This is a genomic window from Sinanaerobacter sp. ZZT-01, assembly GCF_035621135.1.
Taxonomy (GTDB): domain Bacteria; phylum Bacillota; class Clostridia; order Peptostreptococcales; family Anaerovoracaceae; genus IOR16.
The window spans coordinates 1,592,811-1,610,281 of the sequence record NZ_CP141728.1 but is presented as its reverse complement, the minus strand read 5'-3'; the positions used below and the strand labels follow the sequence as shown (position 1 = coordinate 1,610,281).

Genomic DNA, 17,471 nt, shown 5'->3' with positions numbered 1-17,471 from the left:
GAGGTATGCACATGGCCATAATCAGCCGGCCGAATGAACCCTTTATTCCAGAACAAATCACCGTGCATCTTGGGGAACCAGATGCCCCCGCTGAAAATATTACAGTATCCTTTCCTGATTATATCAAGAACGTAGCATCCAGTGAGATCTATCCAACCTGGCCCGAAAGCGCAATCCGTGCCAATATTTACGCTCAAATTACGTTTGCATTAAATCGCATTTATACAGAGTGGTACCGCAGCCGTGGATATGATTTTGATATAACAAATTCTACAAAATACGATCAGTCTTTTGTTCCAAATCGAGAGGTTTTTGAAAATATTACGCAAATTGTCGACGAAATATTTAACAGCTACATAGCTAGGCAAGGAAATATTGAACCCATTTTCTCCGCCTATTGCGATGGCAGGGAAACCACCTGTGAAGGGTTATCGCAGTGGGGAACAGTCCCACTTGCCCAACAAGGTATGACTCCCTACGAAATTCTACAAAACTATTATGGTGATGATATCAATATCATACGAGATGTTCCCGTAAATGCAAATTTTGAATCTTACCCGCTCTATCCACTGCGTTTAGGGAGCTTTGGCCAAGATGTCAGCATCATTCAAAATGAACTGAACCGCATCAGCCAAAACTATCCATCTATCCCCAAAATTGTCAATGATCAGCCGGGTGTTTTCGGTGCAGAAACGGAAGCTGCTGTAAAACAGTTCCAGCGAATCTTTAATCTGACCGTAGATGGAATTGTTGGAAGTTCCACTTGGTACAAAATAAAGTATATCTACAATGCGGTAAAAGGCCTAGGGGAACTTGTTTCAGAAGGAGTCTTTCCAGAAGAAATTGAAAGTCCGTTCCAAGTAGCTTGGCAGGAGGGTGACAGCGGTATATGGGTTGAGCTGATTCAATATTACATACGTGCTCTGGGCTGCTATTATCCTGATATTCCCGTGATTAATATCAACGGCATTTTTGATGCGGAAACCGCACAAGCCGTCATGGCACTTCAAAAACATTTTAATATATTTGTCGACGGAGTCGTCGGTATCGAAACCTGGTCAATTCTTGACAAGGAATACCGAAATATACAAAACAATTTACCCGCTGATTGTTTCGAAAATACAACTGTTTATCCTGGGTATATTCTTTCCAAAGGTATGGGTGATAAAAACGTTACCCTTATGCAAACTTATTTACAGAGAATATCGGAAGCTTATCCGGAAATACCAAGAGTAGAGGTCACTGGTATCTTCGATGATCAGACAGATGCTGCAGTAAGAGCTTTCCAAGAAAAATTTGTAGGAACCGTAACTGGATTAATCGGCCCTCCTAGCTGGAATGAAATATCCCGTATTTATGAATCCCTAACCGCAGGCGCCCCAGCTCCAGTAGCACCAGCAGTTCCAGAAGCTCCTGCAACACCGGAAGCTCCTGCAACACCGGAAGCTCCTGCAACACCGGAAGCTCCTGCGGGATGACAATTGAGTGAAGTATGATTTATTATAAAATAGGAATTCTATACTCTGCATGTCCCATTTTATCAGGCGAAAATATCAATTCTGCAGTTAAATTTCCACATTATAAAAAAGCACCCAATTTGAATCCATGTCTCGATTCTTGAGTGCTTTCTCTTTTCTTTTACAACTGATCTAAGCTTTGTTGAATATCTTCCAATATATCCTCTATGTTTTCAAGTCCTACAGAGAAACGAATCAATCCCGGATTTACACCGGCAGCAACCAGCTGCTCTTCCGTAAGCTGTCTGTGTGTTGCACTTGCCGGGTGCAATACACATGTACGAATATCTGCAACATGCACTTCGTTCGAAGCTAACTTTAATCCGTTCATAAATTTAACAGCAGCATCCTTCCCTCCTTTAATATCAATCGAAATGACGCCACAGGCACCTTTCGGAAGATATTTTTTCGCTCGTTCATAATATTGATCTCCCGGTAATGCTGCGTATCGAACCATTTCAATCTTATCTGAGTTCTTAAAAAATTCCGCAACTTTTATACCATTTTCGCAATATTGCTTCATCCGAATCGGCAGCGTTTCCAGTCCTAAGTTCAGAAGGAATGCAGAATGTGCTGCAGGGTATGCCCCAAAATCTCGCATAAGCTGCATCCGTGCTTTAATAATATAAGCCATTTTCCCGAAATCTCTCGTATATACCACACCATGATACGATTCGTCCGGCTGAGTGAATTCAGAAAATTTATCCGATGAGGTCCAATCGAAATTTCCACTGTCAACAATTACGCCGCCAATTTGTAGTGCATGTCCATCCATATATTTGGAGGTGGAATGGATCACAATATCCGCACCAAACGAAATTGGTTTGCATAGAATCGGTGTAGCAAATGTATTATCAATGATTAACGGTACTTGATTTTCATGAGCAATTTTAGCGAATTTCTCTATATCTAAAACCGCAAGTGCCGGATTCGCCAGAGTTTCTCCAAAGACTGCCTTTGTATTCGGTTTAAACGCTCTTTGTATTGTCTCATGATCCGCTTCCGGATCGACAAAGATGCATTCAATGCCCAGCTTTTTTAAAGTTACAGCAAAGAGATTTACTGTGCCTCCGTAAATGGTCGTTGTACTGATAAAGCTATCTCCGCTGCTGCATAAATTTAAAATAGAAAGCAGGGAAGCGGCTTGCCCGGAAGATGTACATAATGCGCCGACTCCACCCTCCAATTCTGCAATTTTTTTCTCTACTGCTTCCACTGTAGGGTTAGAAAAACGGGAATACATATGTGCGGTCGGCATATCAAACAAAGCACCTATCTCCTCAGTGCTGTCAAATACATAGGTTGTGCTCTGCACAATCGGCATTACTCTTGGTCCGCCGTTTTCCGGTTTATAACCAGAATGCAGGCATTTTGTTTCGTCTCTCATAGTCAACGCTCCCCTCATAGTCAAAATATTTTAGAGTCATTCTATCATAATGCCCTTTTTTTTTCCATGAAATCTCTATATTTTTTTGCACAAGTCTGTGCTAATTCAAATAAGTGGTCTGCTTTGGTATGTACACCTTTACTCAAACCACGATGATCCCACGTTTCCATATCGAGATTGTCTTCTGCATAAAAAAATTGCATTACCTTTACCTTCCGAAATTGAGAAATAGCTAAAAGAGAGGCACACTCCATGTCTACAGCAATACAGCCCTGCTGCTTCCTACGTGCCGTCTTTTCTAAAGTTTCACGGTAAATCGCATCCGTCGTCCAAACTTTTCCGCAAATATAGGGTTCATTATACTGCTCAAAAATACTTTTTAGTAGTTCCACGCAATCTTCATCTGCTTCAACAGCATCAGACGGCGGAAGATAATGGTAACTTACGCCTTCGTCTCTCATTGCTGAAGTTGGAATAATGATGTGCCATTTGCCCAAATTGCGATCCAGCACGCCGCAAGAACCAAATACTACAAAACTTTCCGTACCTCTTGCAATCATTTCTTCCATTTGCACTGCACAGGCCGGAGCACCGACTCGAGACATATAAACAGCCATTTCTACACCATCATAGAAAACACGATAAACTGGCGTTCCCCCATCCTCGGTATCTAGCATACATAAAAATTCTTTTTCCACTTTTCCTAAAACAGTTTTTAGTAAGTGATTTGAAAAGCATGTAACTGCAATTTTAGGAAACCCCTCTAAAGAAGGTGCTACCATTTCTGGTTCTATGATCGCATTACGGTTTCTATCGAATTCTTCTAACAATATTGCCATTTCTTCTCTCCTTTTCACTTAATATCTTTAGTATAGTTGATTTCGCTTTTAGATTCTACCTTTATAAAGAGAGTTTGCTTTTCATGTTTTGTAAAAATTACAATATTCATAATTTAACTTTGTTATTTTTATAAATAGCAACCACGTATAATAAAAACATAGGATTCTACTCGCAAAGGGATCAAAAATAGATAGTAAGATAAGATAACAAAAAATCACAGCCAGCTGTGATTTTTTGTTTTTTGAATTTAGTATTCATATATTCAAATGATTTTTACAGATAAAATACAATCTCTTTAGTTGTATTTATTCCAATAAAACAATATAATGTTAGTAAAAGTAACAAAGCTAAGGAAGGAGATCTTACATGTCCCTAACAGTTTCGGATGCCTATAAATTGAAAAGTTTGCAAAATGTTACTATTCTTACCGGGCAAAGTGGATTTCAAAATGTAATTAACCGTATGTCTATTCTTGATTATGAATTTATTTCCTATAAGATGCAGGGGGAATTTATAAAAAATGATTTTGTTCTTTCAAGCTTCTTATTTGCAAAGGATGACATAAACCTCTTAATTGCAGCAGTAAAAACATTGATCGACAGCGGTGTAGCCTGTTTAGGCATAAAAAATGTATATTACAAAGAGCTTCCGGAAGACCTGATTTCATATGCAAAACAAAAATCATTTTCTATTTTTCTATTTGGGTATGACATCTACTTTGAAGATATCATTACAGAGGTCACTGATACTTTAAGATTGATCGATAAAAATCAGCTGTTAGAAATGAAGGTTGATAACTTAATCGGAAATGAACTAAGCCGTTCACTCGTGAGAGAGCTTGCTTTAGATATTAATTCTCATTTTAAAGAACGTTTTATTGTAATCTATTGTAAAACCTTGAAGCATGCCGATGAAGGAACTCATTTTCGCACTCTAGATCGTTTAAAAAATTTAGACTATTTTAAAGAGGAGGATTCCATATTCAAGTATAAGCAGGGAATGCTGGTAATTTTAACATTTCATGATGAAGATGAAAAGAAGATAAATTTAAAAAAAGTTACTCAGGAATTTTATTTTCGTACTTCTTTGATCCCAGATGATTATCTATTAGGAGTCAGTGACTGCCTCCAAGCGCTTCATCAGCTTGATAAAGGAATACAGCAAAGTCTTTACGCATGCAAAGTATGTGAAATCCAGCAATCACATCAAAAACGCTTTGATGAAATTGGCTTGTATAAAGTCATTCTACCATTTCAAAACAGTTTTTGGCTTAATTATTATTACAAAAGTATCCTCAGTCCACTTGAACAATATGATAAAAAATACTCTGCAGATTTATTAAGAACGGCTACTTCTTACGTCAGCAACGATGGAAGCATCAAAAAAACAGCGGAAGCACTTTTTCAGCATGAGAATACCATCCGTTACCGCTTGGCTAAAATTAGGAGTCTGCTGTCTATGGAGGGGGACAATCATTCCTTTTATCCACAACTCAGCATTGCTGTTCAAATCTATCAATTAGAAACATTCGTGTAAAAATTACAAAATCATTGCTATATCTTTATAATTTTTACAATCCTAATTTTTGTATGATATATATTGAAATATTATACTTATTTATGCCATTTTTTACACCATGAATAAAGGAGAATTAGAAGCATATGAACAAGAAAACTCTAATCGGCAATATCATGCTGCTCACAACTGCGATTATTTGGGGTACCGCTTTTGTCGCCCAAAGAGTCGGTATGGATCACATTGAACCGTTTACCTTCGGAGCCTCTCGCTATATTTTAGCTACATTGGCACTTCTTCCAGTTATTTATTTTTTAAATTCTAAAAAGAATAAAACAGAAAAATCAGATCATTCCGAATCCGTCCCTACTCCAGAGCAGAAAAAAGCGGAACGCCTAGCTTACCTCAAAGGTGGTACAATATGCGGGTGTGTTTTATTTATCGCCTCTTCGCTCCAACAGGTTGGGTTGGTATATACAAGTGCCGGAAAAGCAGGCTTTATCACTGCGCTATATATCGTTCTCGTTCCTATATTCGGAATCTTCCTGAAAAAAAAGGTGCGTGCCCTCACTTGGCTTGGAGTTATCTTAGCTACTATCGGACTTTATCTTCTATGTATTAAAACAGGTTTTACCTATGAATTTGGAGATTTAATCATATTTATCGGTGCCTTTTTCTGGACGGGACACATTTTATGCTGTGACTATTTTACGAAAATATCAGACCCCGTAAAGCTGTCTTGTGTACAGTTCTTTGTCACTTTTGTCTTTTCGACCATTGTCGCTTTCATATTTGAAACACCTACCTGGGCAGGAATTGTGGAATGTACCATTCCGATTGTATACTGCGGTGTTTTTTCAGCAGGAATTGGATACACTCTGCAAATGGTTGCGCAAAAAGACACAGACCCAGCAATTGCTTCACTTATTCTAAGTTTAGAAGCTGTATTCGGTGCCTTAGGTGGCTATTTCCTTCTCGGAGAAATCTTATCTGTCCGTGAACTTTTGGGGTGTGCTATCATGTTCACAGCAATCATTATCGCACAACTTCCAAGCAAGGATGTAGAAACGACGATTTAAATAAAAATTCCAAAATAAAGCATTTAATTTATATTTAGCTTTTTTCAAAGAAAAAACCATAGCATTTATATAAAGCACTTAACATAAGTAAATGGAAATCTTTGGTTTCCATTTACTTTTTTATTTAAAGCCGCTCAATTGTAAACCATAATTATAATATAGTTGACATTATGGTTTTCTTTCACTATAATAATATTGTCTTGACCTTTTAAGCAGAAAGGGGTTGCCATGAACACAAAGGAACATGTTTTAAGACTTTTGGAGGAATGCAAAGGTAAAAGTATTTCAGGAAATCAAATTGCAAAGGAACTCAATCTATCACGTGCTGCGATATGGAAAGCGATTAAAGATTTACGGCAAAATGGCTATGATATAAAAGCCAGTACCAACAAAGGGTATTCTCTTTGTATAGAAAGCGACCTCCTCTCTAGGCAAGGAATCGTCTCTCATTTAAAAAACAAAGTCCTTGGAGAACATATACTAACGTATCAATCACTGGAATCCACCAACCAGACTTTAAAAAAGCTATCTGCAGACGGCGCCTGTCACAATACCGTCGTCGTTTCAGAAATGCAGACCAAAGGGCGCGGACGTTTGGGACGCAGTTTTTATTCACCAAAAGGAAGCGGAATTTATATGAGTCTACTGTTCAAGCCACCGCATAGTTCGCAATCAAATTTTCCTTCTGTCTTCATTACTACAGCAGCTTCTGTAGCGGTCTGTCGTGCTATTGAAGAAGTTACCGGAAAGCAGATCAAAATAAAGTGGGTAAATGATTTGTTTTACAACAATAAAAAAATCTGCGGTATTCTAACGGAAGGCATTACCAATTTTGAAACAGGTGCGATTGAATCTATTATTATAGGTATCGGAATTAATTTCTCATCACCATCTGATAAGTTCCCATCGGAATTAACAGAGATATTCGGTTCTCTATACCAAGACCAAGAAGAGGCTTCTCATTGCACCTTCTCGGAATCACACGCTATTCCTACAAAAAATCTGCTGATTGCCTCTATTTTAGATCATTTCTTTGACATTCAGGCAGAGTTAAAAAGCGGTTCTTTTTTAGAAGAATATAAACAGCGCTCCTGCGTCTTGGGTAAGCGCATTACCGTCCTTTCACCAACTGAAAGCATTCCGGCAATCGCTGTAGACATCAACGAAACTGGAGGACTTATTGTTGAACAATTGGATGGGACAAGAAAAACACTACAATCCGGTGAAATCAGTATACGCCCGGAGGATTTGTCGAGCGGGTGGAAATAAGCAAATACTCGCCTCCTCTCAGAAAGGAATTATAAATGTCATCGGTTCAGCTAAAAAAACAAATTTTATGTGCTTTATTTGCAACATTAACTTCTATTTTTTCACAGATATTACTTCCTTTACCTTTTACGCCTGTCCCGATTAACCTTGCGACTCTAGCTATCTTTTTGTCTGCTGGGCTTTTAGAAGTGAAATACAGCGTACTTAGTCAAATCCTATATTTAATCCTCGGTTTTATCGGGCTTCCTGTTTTTGCCCAATTTACAAGCGGTCCCTCTATTCTCTTAGGACCTACGGGTGGCTATCTCATTGGATATGTTTTGATTGCACTTATCTGCAGCTTTCTAATTCAGCAAAGAAAAAAGCAAACTGCCGTTGCCCTTCCGCTTCCTGTAATTTTCATGATCGGTATATTTTTCTGCTACACTGCTGGAACACTATGGTATATGTACTCAACACATACGCAACTTCTTCCCTCCCTCTTTTTATGCGTATTCCCTTTTCTCCCCGGGGATATTCTAAAAATAATTACAGCAACTATCCTCGTAAAAAAATTAGATAGAATTTCTATTTAATTTTGCGAATTTCTTAATCTATTCAACACGCGGAAGTAAAAAATTGAATCCATTCATTGATATTTCTTACCGTTTAGTAAATATGGACATTTTTTAAGTAACAGATAATTTATAAAATCATATGATAAATTAAGTAAAAATATCAGGAAAGGATTAAAGATGCAACATTATATTATAAAATCGAACGATACTTTATCTTCTATTGCAAAAAAATTTAAAATTTCATTGGCGCAACTAATTAGAATAAATCCTGAAGTTTCCAGGCAAAAGCCAATTTATATAGGCCAAATTATAAAAATTTTAGATTTACCGCCTGTTCCTGCTCAATTAGATACCATCATACAGAATGCAGAACTTATCGTCAATGATATCTATGGAATCAATTGGGCGGCTGCAAGCAATAAAGTAAATATAATAAAAACCAATATGGCTGCCGTAACACCACTGCTTCAGCAAGCTTCCGTCCCTGAAGAAATCATCGCTGGTATGAATGCTGCGATAGTCAGCCTGGAAGATCATGTGACACGTAAAAAACCTTATTCAGCCGTTGACGATGTCATCGATATTATTACGTATATGCCTGACATCCTAGATTATTTTAATGTCGGTTTCCCAACAGATGTCATTCGATTAAATTATCTAGTAAGGCAAATTGAAATGGATGTCGAAAGCAATAACTGGGAAGCGGCAAGTAATAACCTCGTAACCTTAAGAAACATTTGGGAAGGTCTCAAACCAAGTGTGTCAAATTTTGATATTGCCAATTTTGATTTAGTTTTAAACAATTTTTCTCAATCATTAGATAATAGAAATTATAGAAGCATTATACAAAATGCAAGAACATTATTAGAGAAGGTAGAAGCATTAGAAGAGAACTTAAAAGAAGCGAATGCATCATACTTTTAGAATTGTCTGCAATCAGCCGCTTATTCTATCCTTTTAAAACATAACGAACAAACCAATAAGCCCCTTCTATTGATTTACGTAAAGCTTATGCAAACTATAAAAGGGTTAAGAGCTTTTTATCGCCCTTAACCCTTCTGTTATCTTTCAATCTTTTAAATCAATTTCTAAAAATTTACGCAAAACTTGGGATTTTACCTTGCAAATGATCTCTACTTTTTTAATATTTCTTCAATTTTTTGAGTTAAGTTTTTTAGTTCAGCTTGCATTTCCATATTTTTCAGGATTAATTGATTAACTTGTTCTTGTATGTTTTGGTTATTTTTTTGAATGATTTGATCAATGGATTTATGGTTATTTTGATTATGACTACGTACTAGCTTCACAATCAAAACAGCTATACCTACCATTATAAAAATATTGAGAATCAGTGGAGTTAATAAAGTTAATACTTCCATTTATTCCTAAACCTTTCTTATCTTAAATCAAATAAGTTATTTTGGATTGATTACATAATAGTTTCAATTTTAACATATCAATAAAAAATAATATGAATTTATTAATAATATATACTTAACAATAGCAAAGAATCTTCCAAAGTGCAACTCTTTGGAAGATTCTTTGCTATAAGAGAAAAATAATTTTCATTTTGCTTAAAGTTGTTTAGATATATTTACCATTTCAATTGCAGATACTGCGCAATCAAACCCTTTATTTCCACTCTTCGTTCCGGCACGTTCGATCGCCTGTTCGATGGTATCTGTCGTCAACACTCCGAACAACACCGGGACCTGAGACTCGAGTCCAACTTGTGCAATTCCCTTTGAAACCTCTGCACAAACATAATCATAGTGCGAAGTTGCTCCCCGTATCACCGCTCCAAGGCAAATCACTGCATCATACTGCGCAGACTGTGCCATTTTTTTTGCCGCAAAGGGGATCTCGAATGCACCAGGCACCCACACTGCGGTAATATCCTCTTCTTGTACACCATGACGTACTAATCCATCTAGAGTTCCGCTTAAAAGTTTTCCAACAATAAATTCATTGAATCTTGCCGCTACAATTCCGATCTTAATCCCTTCGGCTACTACATTTCCCTGTATTACTTTCATTGTTTTTTTTTACATGGATTTTTTTTCCATGTATCTCCTTTCTTTTCTTTACTCTTTACAATTTATTTTCCGCAGCAGTGCAGCAAATGCCCCATTTTTTCCTTCTTTGTCTTTAAATAAAAAGCATCCTCTTTTTGTGCTTCCATCTCAATCGAAACGCGTTCAATAATTTCAATTCCAAATCCTTGAAGTCCATATATTTTGCTCGGGTTGTTCGTTAAAAGGCGCAGCTCTTTTACACCTAAATCTCGTAAAATTTGTGCTCCCGGCCAATATTCTCTCAGATCAGCTGCAAATCCCAGATCCAAATTTGCTTCCACCGTATCCCTTCCTTTATCCTGTAATTCATAGGCTCGTAGCTTATTGATCAATCCAATTCCACGTCCCTCCTGACGCATATAGAGAAGAATGCCTCGACCTTCCTTTGCAATCTGCTCCATTGCCGCCTCAAATTGCTGACCGCAATCACACCTCAAAGATCCAAATACATCACCGGTCAAGCATTCCGAATGAACACGGCAGAGGACGCCTTTTCCGTCTCCGATTTCTCCTTTTACCAATGCGACATGGTGTTCTCCATTTATCTTATTAACATATCCATAGACTGTAAATTCTCCATACTTTGTCGGCATTTTTGCACTGGCCTTCTTTTCAACCAGCTTTGTATAACGCTGCCGATATTCCTGCAGGTCTTTGATTGTAATAAACTTTAATCCGTGTTTTTCTGCCAACTCAATCAACTCAGGAGTCCGCATCATCGTCCCGTCCTCACGCATGATCTCACAGCAGAGTCCGCATTCCTTCAATCCAGCCAATTTTAGTAAATCAACCGTAGCTTCTGTATGTCCCTCTCGAACCAGAACGCCGCCTTCCCTCGCTGTCAGCGGAAACATATGGCCGGGCCGTCGAAAGTCCTGTGGTTTTGCCCCATCCTTTACACATTCCATTGCAGTCACCGAACGTTCCTGCGCAGAAATACCGGTTGTTGTAGAAATATGATCAATGGAAACAGTGAATGCTGTGCTGTGATTATCCGTATTTTCGCTCACCATTTGCGGAAAATCTAAATGCTCTGCCATTACTTGACTCATTGGCATACAAATCAATCCCTTTCCATAGGATGCCATGAAATTAACATTCTCCTGTGTTGCAAATTCTGCGGCGCAAATAAAATCTCCTTCATTCTCTCTTTCCGGATCATCAGTTACTAAAATAATTTTTCCGGCTTTCAAATCCTCAATCGCTTCTTCAATCGTATTAAATTGAAACATTTTTTCTTCCTATTTCCTTTCTATTTTGATGAGAAGCCTTCAATTCTCCATTTTTGAAGCTTCTCTTGCAGTTCCTCAGTGGATTGGTTTAAAATTTGTGATTGGTTTAAAATCCGTGACTCCTTAAAAACTCCGCCGTTAATTTCTTTTCTGCGTCATTCTTATGCGAATCTGCATTAAGATTTAAAAAACGTTCTACATACTTTCCAATTATGTCATTCTCCAAATTTACTTTTTCGCCGATTGCTCTTTCAAGCAGCGTTGTTTCTGAACCAGTGTGTGGAATAATGGAAACCCGAAACACATCTTCCTGTAAATCCGCTGCGGTCAAACTCACCCCATCAATGGCAACCGACCCTTTCTCTACGATGCATCGCATAATCTTCGGAGCTGCTTTTACCGTGATCCATACGGCATTTTCCTCCCGCTCTTTATGCGTGATTGTTCCTGTTCCATCAATGTGACCAGAAACAATATGCCCTCCAAATCGACCGTCTGCTGCCATCGCTCTTTCCAGATTAACTTTGTTGTTTACTTTAAGCTCTTCTAAGTTACTCCTACGGTAGGTTTCCGCCATGACATCCACAATAAATGTACTCCCGTTTAAGGCAGTCACCGTAAGGCAAACTCCGTTTACTGCAATGCTGTCTCCTATCTTCGTTCCTTCTAAAACCTTGCTCCCTCTTATCTTCATCTGTGCAGAATGGGCACCGGATTTTATTCCAAGGATCATACCAGTCTCTTCAACAATCCCAGTAAACATCTTGCTTTCCCTCCACTCTATATTCTAAGAATAAATCTTTTTCTATCCACTCGTTCTTTTCTAAGACAAAATTAAGACTTTCAGAAGGGAGAGCAACCCCTATACCTGTAATTGGTGTTTTTGCTTCCTTTCCTCCGAAAATTTTAGGTGCAATGTAAAGCATTACTTTTTGTGCAAGCTTCTCTTCTAGCACACTGCCATTTAAAAGAGCTCCACCCTCGATTAAAATGCTGTCTATCCCTTCCTCTGCCAGCTGTTTCCATAAAAATCGCAAATCTACTCTTCCGTGTCTGCAAGGTGTTTTTAGCAGTTGTACGCCGCGTACCTCCAGCTCTTTTTGCTGTTTTTCATCTTCACTGCAATGCGCTACAATAACAGGCGCCTCATCAATGGTTTTAATTAGCTGACAATCTAAAGGGAGCCGTAAATGGGAGTCACATACAACACGAATTGGATTTCTCCCATGCTCCATTCGACAGGTTAAAAGAGGATCGTCATTTAAGACGGTCTGTATCCCTACCATAATCGCGCGGTATTGGTGCCTCAAAGTATGCACATGTGCTCTTGCCTTCTCTCCCGTGATCCATTTGGATTCACCCGTTTTTGTTGCAATTTTACCGTCTAACGTCATTGCATACTTCAAAGCCGCATAGGGAAGTCCTGTTGTGATATATTGAAAAAAGATAGAATTCAAAGCATCACATTCTTCTCTAAGAAAGTCTTCTTCAATGGCAACTCCATGTTCTCTTAAGGTCTTAACTCCTTTTCCCGAAACCAATGCATTTGGATCTCTCGACCCAATTACAACACGACGTATTTTGGCTTCTAAAATGGCTTCTGTACAAGGCGGTGTCTTCCCATGATGGCAGCATGGTTCCAGCGTCACATAAAGATCTGCATTTTCAGGGTGTTCCTTGCAATTTAAAAGTGCATTTCGTTCTGCATGCAGTCCCCCATAAGATTCATGCCATCCTTCTCCGATGATTTTACCGTTTTTTACAACAACTGCTCCGACCAAAGGATTTGGATTGACATATCCCACGCCCTTCTTTGCCAATTCCATGGCTCTTCTCATGTAATCCGATTCATTCACAGTACCACTCCCTTACTCAAATGTACCTTGAATAAAAAAATCTCAGTATATCATCTTACTGTCCTATTTGTTGCTGCTCATTCAAATCTAGTAAAATGATTATGATCTAAATAAAAAAAGCCCTGAAATGAATTCATTTCAGAGCAAATCACACAAAAAACAATTGCAAAAATACCACAATCATTCTTACTCTTCTTTCATCCAGACTTTAACTGTCGGCTTCGGAATCTAACCGAATCTGCCTTGCGGCTCGTGGGCTGTACCACCGGTAGGGAATTGCACCCTGCCCTGAAGATTAATTTATCCAATATTTAATTTTCTATATGCCATTATATACTCACTGATTCAAAAAGAAAAGAGGATTTTTTTTAATTATATTTTACCTTTTATTTTGAAGAATGCATTGAAACAATACAATGAAGAAAAAACTATGGCAACGTGTATCCCAACATAAGCTAATCTTTTTTATTATTATTTCGTATGTAGACTTGAAGAGCCTTAATAAAATAAAGCAATGCGGTTATTTCCAGGACTCGCAAAATTATTATTGAACTCATGTTTAGTGCATACCCCAAAGTATTGATTATATTAATATCCAAAATAAGCCCTCCCTTTTTGACACTCTTTCTCCTTTTATTTCTATAGTGTATCATTTACCGTATGTTTTTAAAAGAGCTACTGCCTACATTAAAAAAATGTAAATATCAGTTTTAAAGTGTAATGTTTTTATCGCAGATTTTAGGGATTTCTAAATCGTGAGTAACAATAATAATCGTCTTCCCGTTTTCTCGCAGTTTTCTGAATAGCTTTAAAATCAAGTTTTTATTTTCCAAATCTAGAGAACCAGTTGGTTCATCAGCCAAAATCAACTCACATGGTTTAATAAAAACTCTGGCAACAGCAACTCTTTGCTGCTCTCCTCCGGAAAGCTCATAGATCTTTTTTCGTTCAAAATTTTCCAATCCCACTTCTGCTAATGCACCTTGAATGATGTCTTTCTTCGACTGTCCATTTTCAGGAGCGTATCTCAACGCAACTTTTAAATTTTCTTCTACTGTTTCGTCTTCAATCAACGCATAGTTTTGAAAAATATATCCCATATAATTTCTTCTTAATAAGAGGGCTTTCTTCCCACTGATATTAGAAATCACTTCATTATGAATCAGCAATTCACCCGAATCGTATTGATCTAATAACCCCAAAATGTTTAAAAGTGTACTTTTTCCTGAGCCGCTTTTTCCGGTAATCGATATAAATTCCTGCGGATCGGCAGAAAACGTAAAATTACTTAACACCGATTTTTCTCCGAAATTTTTATTCAGATTTCTTGTTTCAATAAGAGGCTGCATATTATTCTCCTTTCAAGACCTGTATCATATTAAATTTTTCTTTTCTTTGCAATATATAGCTTACAAGCAATATATGAAGAAGGATGAAAAGGAAATAAACGAGAAGCATCGGGGCAAAAAGATGCAAATTCATAATTCTCCTCTCAGCGATTTTCACAATGACCAAGCAAAGCACAGTCATTGCGAGATTTAAAACAGAGAACTTTACGAAAAAAGCACGGTGCCTTTCCCTAAAACTGAAACCCATAAATTTTAAAACTGCATTTTTACGCTTGTAGTTATCAAAGTAAATACTGACAAACGAAAAGAGCGCGAGAAATAGAAATACCAAATTCAAAAGCAGCGTAAAAATGCTGAATTGTGTTAAAAACAGCATATACTGTACATCCTCTTCATATCCCTCATATATAGATGCAAAATAATAGTCTACGTAATCATATCCATTTTCTTTAAAAAATTCATCGACATATGGCTTTAATTTTAAATAGTCCCGAATTTTTATTCCTTCGCCCCCCAAAATGGTAGGGATGTATGCATTTGAACCCATATTTCTGTCGTTTACCAGCATCAGAATCCCATTTTGAGGCGTATCGACATATCCGGCATAGGTAAATAGTTTTTGATCATTTTTTATGTATGTAACCGTTTCAACGATGTCAGGATTATTGAGATTCGCTTCATAGGAGTGATATTCCGTTCCTTCATCGGAAAGCCGTGAATTAATTATATCCTCCCCCAGATATTTACCATTCAGATGAAGCTCGTGAAGTTCTGGTTGAATTAAAGTAATATCACCTCTATACCGCTCCGGAACCAATACACTGATATTATTGTCATCCGATTCATCAAAATCTAAAATCCGCTTCCCGTTTACATCTAAAACCGCATTCTCTTTTAAGTAACTCTTGTTAATATAAATCAGGGGAATTTCCTGCTTATTCACTTCAATTATCTTTCGTTTATGGAACAAAATACCTCCTTCCTTATAAAAGTACTTCCAAAGCTCCGTAAGTTTTTTTTCAAACAAAGCACTTTCTTTTGTATCGTCAAGGATGTGTGAAGTTACGCTAGCATGCAGCGTCACTAAATCCTTGTTTTTCTCCCAGAGTTTTTGGGAGCTTCTTCGGTCTATGACATAGTCTGCACTTGTATACAGGACGCTCGATGAGAGCAGCACAAAGACCATAGATAAAGCTATAATACAAAAATTCAGCTTATTTGTTTCTTTTTTTGAGTGTTTCAGATACCGAATGATATCTTCTGCTTTAAATATCTGCAATAAAATTGCGGTAAATAAAGCCAGAAGCAGCATCAAAGCCACGCTGACGGCAAGGTTATAAAGTGTTAATTTTTTTAAAAACAGCAAAAGTGAATTTACGCTGTCAATATACCGACACACTATAAATACGCCGATTGAAAAAACATATGAGAAAAGAAGCGCAATGCCAATTGGCTTTAAGATGAACCGGCACCATAATTCTGAGAAAATCATTTGGTTGGAATAACCACATAGTTTTTTTATTGCAAAGCTGCGCTTCAGATGATTCATTCTATAAAGATAGGTAACCACAATGATGATGTTAAGTAATCCTACCAAGAAACCTAAATACCCTACTTGGAGGCTGCTGTAATTTTCCTCAACAACATTAAAAAGCCTCCTGTTTTCATATATTTCTACAGAATTACCGTATTTTAAATTAATATTGTCAATCTGCTCCGAAAAGAAGCTGATATCCTCCGTATAGATACTATACCGGCCCATTAGATGGACCTCATCCAGATCATCTAACGGATATACCTTGATTTTCTTATTGCTGAAAACATCAAAATGCGCATCGCTATCCGCTATTTCTTTTTTATTTGTATAAAGCATCCCCAAATGCAAGGGATTAAGCCCTAATATGCTTTTTTCAAAAGCACCGTCGGATGAATAGATATAGAGATCCGTACCTTCATCATACGGAGAGATCTTTGCAAGAGTCAGACCATATCCATCAGAAATTTCCTTCAGGCTTTTTAGCGTCTGCTCCGGATTGCTCTTCTGCTTTACCATAATCGTGCCGTTGAAAAAATCGTTGGCAATCCTGTTATTTTCTTTCAAAGAAAGATCCAGTCCGCAAAAAAGAGAAACGGTAAAATATAACGCAACGACTAAAAATACATATAATTTCTTCATATTACAACGCCTTTCTGATGATAATTAAAGTAAATAGGGTAGCCTTACTTTGTATATTTTAATTTATCTTATCGAATTTCACCACTTCCAACATTCGTTTTTCCTTTTTTATGTTCTTTATAGGAATAATTATTTCCTCCTGCAAGTTCCCAAGCACCATATGAATAATCATCAGTTTGTAAAACAACTCGATGCTCATAGTCATCATGTGCATATTTCGCCCAAGCATTAAACAGTCCCCAGCCATACTCACCATGACCGCCATAGGAGGTGATTGGTGTTGAGGAAGCCATAACCGAAATCTCCCCCCCTCTGGCTTCATTGTTCTTGATTGCATTTGCATCAAGAGGAGCAGACTGTGCAAAAGCCGCAGAACTGCTGAGAGCCACAACACAAGTTAAACAAAATAATTTTTTTGTAATTTTAGAAATAGACATAATTTATCCCCTTTCGTGGTTAAAAAGGCCACCCTACTTAACAACTGTCATCCTTTCCCATATGAAAGCCTGCCTCTAAATACGCAGATTGATTTGATTAATTTTAACTTTAATACATTAAAAATTATTTGTCAATGTTAAATATTATTTTGTAAAATATTACTGTTATTATCTATATTTTA

Annotated in this window: 16 protein-coding genes and 1 riboswitch; of the genes, 6 read left to right on the top strand and 10 right to left on the bottom strand. The window is 37.5% G+C overall.

Translation table 11 applies throughout. The features are described from left to right. Positions 1 to 11: 11 nt before the first annotated feature. Complete coding sequence (locus U5921_RS07660; protein WP_324825882.1) at positions 12 to 1,478, top strand: peptidoglycan-binding protein; 1,467 nt, start codon at positions 12 to 14, stop codon at positions 1,476 to 1,478. 160 nt (positions 1,479 to 1,638) lie between these two features. Here U5921_RS07660 and U5921_RS07655 read toward each other — a convergent pair whose 3' ends face one another. Continuing rightward, positions 1,639 to 2,904: an O-acetylhomoserine aminocarboxypropyltransferase/cysteine synthase family protein gene (locus tag U5921_RS07655; protein WP_324825881.1), complete on the bottom strand. Its 1,266-nt coding sequence runs from the start codon at positions 2,902 to 2,904 to the stop codon at positions 1,639 to 1,641. Between the two features lie 44 nt (positions 2,905 to 2,948). Next, positions 2,949 to 3,743 carry a nucleoside phosphorylase gene (locus U5921_RS07650; RefSeq protein ID WP_324825880.1) on the bottom strand — a complete coding sequence of 265 codons (795 nt, stop codon included), beginning with the start codon at positions 3,741 to 3,743 and terminating at the stop codon, positions 2,949 to 2,951. Between the two features lie 367 nt (positions 3,744 to 4,110). On the opposite strand from U5921_RS07650, the gene U5921_RS07645 reads away from it, so the two are divergent. From U5921_RS07645 to U5921_RS07625, 5 genes are all read left to right on the top strand, one after another. After that, positions 4,111 to 5,280, top strand: coding sequence for a PucR family transcriptional regulator (locus U5921_RS07645; RefSeq protein ID WP_324825879.1), 1,170 nt, complete (start codon positions 4,111 to 4,113; stop codon positions 5,278 to 5,280). Between the two features lie 125 nt (positions 5,281 to 5,405). Beyond that, on the top strand, positions 5,406 to 6,338 hold the full coding sequence (locus U5921_RS07640) for a DMT family transporter (RefSeq protein ID WP_324825878.1): 933 nt from the start codon (positions 5,406 to 5,408) through the stop codon (positions 6,336 to 6,338). 228 nt (positions 6,339 to 6,566) lie between these two features. Further along, a complete protein-coding gene (locus U5921_RS07635) occupies positions 6,567 to 7,607 on the top strand; it encodes a biotin--[acetyl-CoA-carboxylase] ligase (RefSeq protein ID WP_324825877.1) in 1,041 nt (346 codons plus the stop codon). A 35-nt stretch (positions 7,608 to 7,642) separates the two neighbouring features. Beyond that, a complete protein-coding gene (locus U5921_RS07630) occupies positions 7,643 to 8,182 on the top strand; it encodes a biotin transporter BioY (RefSeq protein ID WP_324825875.1) in 540 nt (179 codons plus the stop codon). Between the two features lie 159 nt (positions 8,183 to 8,341). Beyond that, the gene (locus U5921_RS07625; RefSeq protein ID WP_324825874.1) at positions 8,342 to 9,088 is read left to right on the top strand and encodes a LysM peptidoglycan-binding domain-containing protein; all 747 of its coding nucleotides are present in this window, start codon (positions 8,342 to 8,344) and stop codon (positions 9,086 to 9,088) included. 209 nt (positions 9,089 to 9,297) lie between these two features. On the opposite strand, the gene U5921_RS07620 is transcribed toward U5921_RS07625, so the two are convergent. The 8 genes from U5921_RS07620 to U5921_RS07585 all read right to left on the bottom strand — a co-directional run bounded on the left by U5921_RS07620 (position 9,298) and on the right by U5921_RS07585 (position 17,289). Next, positions 9,298 to 9,543 (bottom strand): hypothetical protein, encoded by a 246-nt coding sequence (locus tag U5921_RS07620; RefSeq protein ID WP_324825873.1) that lies wholly within the window; start codon positions 9,541 to 9,543, stop codon positions 9,298 to 9,300. Between the two features lie 195 nt (positions 9,544 to 9,738). After that, positions 9,739 to 10,200 carry a 6,7-dimethyl-8-ribityllumazine synthase gene (ribE, locus tag U5921_RS07615; RefSeq protein ID WP_324825872.1) on the bottom strand — a complete coding sequence of 154 codons (462 nt, stop codon included), beginning with the start codon at positions 10,198 to 10,200 and terminating at the stop codon, positions 9,739 to 9,741. Positions 10,201 to 10,262: 62 nt separating this feature from the next. Then, positions 10,263 to 11,471: a bifunctional 3,4-dihydroxy-2-butanone-4-phosphate synthase/GTP cyclohydrolase II gene (locus U5921_RS07610; RefSeq protein WP_324825871.1), complete on the bottom strand. Its 1,209-nt coding sequence runs from the start codon at positions 11,469 to 11,471 to the stop codon at positions 10,263 to 10,265. Between the two features lie 106 nt (positions 11,472 to 11,577). Beyond that, positions 11,578 to 12,234, bottom strand: coding sequence for a riboflavin synthase (ribE, locus tag U5921_RS07605; protein WP_324825870.1), 657 nt, complete (start codon positions 12,232 to 12,234; stop codon positions 11,578 to 11,580). After that, a complete protein-coding gene (ribD, locus tag U5921_RS07600; RefSeq protein WP_324825869.1) occupies positions 12,215 to 13,327 on the bottom strand; it encodes a bifunctional diaminohydroxyphosphoribosylaminopyrimidine deaminase/5-amino-6-(5-phosphoribosylamino)uracil reductase RibD in 1,113 nt (370 codons plus the stop codon). The genes ribE (U5921_RS07605) and ribD overlap by 20 nt, the downstream gene beginning before the upstream one ends. 185 nt (positions 13,328 to 13,512) lie before the next feature. Next, a riboswitch (FMN riboswitch) is annotated at positions 13,513 to 13,627 on the bottom strand. A 410-nt stretch (positions 13,628 to 14,037) separates the two neighbouring features. Then, positions 14,038 to 14,676, bottom strand: a complete 639-nt coding sequence (locus U5921_RS07595; RefSeq protein ID WP_324825868.1) for a putative bacteriocin export ABC transporter — start codon at positions 14,674 to 14,676, stop codon at positions 14,038 to 14,040. A gap of 1 nt (position 14,677) precedes the next feature. Beyond that, positions 14,678 to 16,852, bottom strand: coding sequence for a hypothetical protein (locus tag U5921_RS07590; protein ID WP_324825867.1), 2,175 nt, complete (start codon positions 16,850 to 16,852; stop codon positions 14,678 to 14,680). A gap of 68 nt (positions 16,853 to 16,920) precedes the next feature. Then, positions 16,921 to 17,289 (bottom strand): hypothetical protein, encoded by a 369-nt coding sequence (locus U5921_RS07585; RefSeq protein ID WP_324825866.1) that lies wholly within the window; start codon positions 17,287 to 17,289, stop codon positions 16,921 to 16,923. Positions 17,290 to 17,471 lie beyond the last annotated feature (182 nt).

Coding starts and splice junctions, on each gene's coding strand:
- U5921_RS07625 (WP_324825874.1), top strand. CDS start 8,342: ATGCAACATTATATTATAAAATCGAACGATACTTTATCTTCTATTGCA.
- U5921_RS07630 (WP_324825875.1), top strand. CDS start 7,643: ATGTCATCGGTTCAGCTAAAAAAACAAATTTTATGTGCTTTATTTGCA.
- U5921_RS07660 (WP_324825882.1), top strand. CDS start 12: ATGGCCATAATCAGCCGGCCGAATGAACCCTTTATTCCAGAACAAATC.
- U5921_RS07595 (WP_324825868.1), bottom strand. CDS start 14,676: ATGCAGCCTCTTATTGAAACAAGAAATCTGAATAAAAATTTCGGAGAA.
- U5921_RS07655 (WP_324825881.1), bottom strand. CDS start 2,904: ATGAGAGACGAAACAAAATGCCTGCATTCTGGTTATAAACCGGAAAAC.
- U5921_RS07590 (WP_324825867.1), bottom strand. CDS start 16,852: ATGAAGAAATTATATGTATTTTTAGTCGTTGCGTTATATTTTACCGTT.
- U5921_RS07585 (WP_324825866.1), bottom strand. CDS start 17,289: ATGTCTATTTCTAAAATTACAAAAAAATTATTTTGTTTAACTTGTGTT.
- U5921_RS07645 (WP_324825879.1), top strand. CDS start 4,111: ATGTCCCTAACAGTTTCGGATGCCTATAAATTGAAAAGTTTGCAAAAT.
- U5921_RS07635 (WP_324825877.1), top strand. CDS start 6,567: ATGAACACAAAGGAACATGTTTTAAGACTTTTGGAGGAATGCAAAGGT.
- U5921_RS07620 (WP_324825873.1), bottom strand. CDS start 9,543: ATGGAAGTATTAACTTTATTAACTCCACTGATTCTCAATATTTTTATA.
- ribE (WP_324825870.1), bottom strand. CDS start 12,234: ATGTTTACTGGGATTGTTGAAGAGACTGGTATGATCCTTGGAATAAAA.
- U5921_RS07650 (WP_324825880.1), bottom strand. CDS start 3,743: ATGGCAATATTGTTAGAAGAATTCGATAGAAACCGTAATGCGATCATA.
- U5921_RS07640 (WP_324825878.1), top strand. CDS start 5,406: ATGAACAAGAAAACTCTAATCGGCAATATCATGCTGCTCACAACTGCG.
- U5921_RS07610 (WP_324825871.1), bottom strand. CDS start 11,471: ATGTTTCAATTTAATACGATTGAAGAAGCGATTGAGGATTTGAAAGCC.
- ribE (WP_324825872.1), bottom strand. CDS start 10,200: ATGAAAGTAATACAGGGAAATGTAGTAGCCGAAGGGATTAAGATCGGA.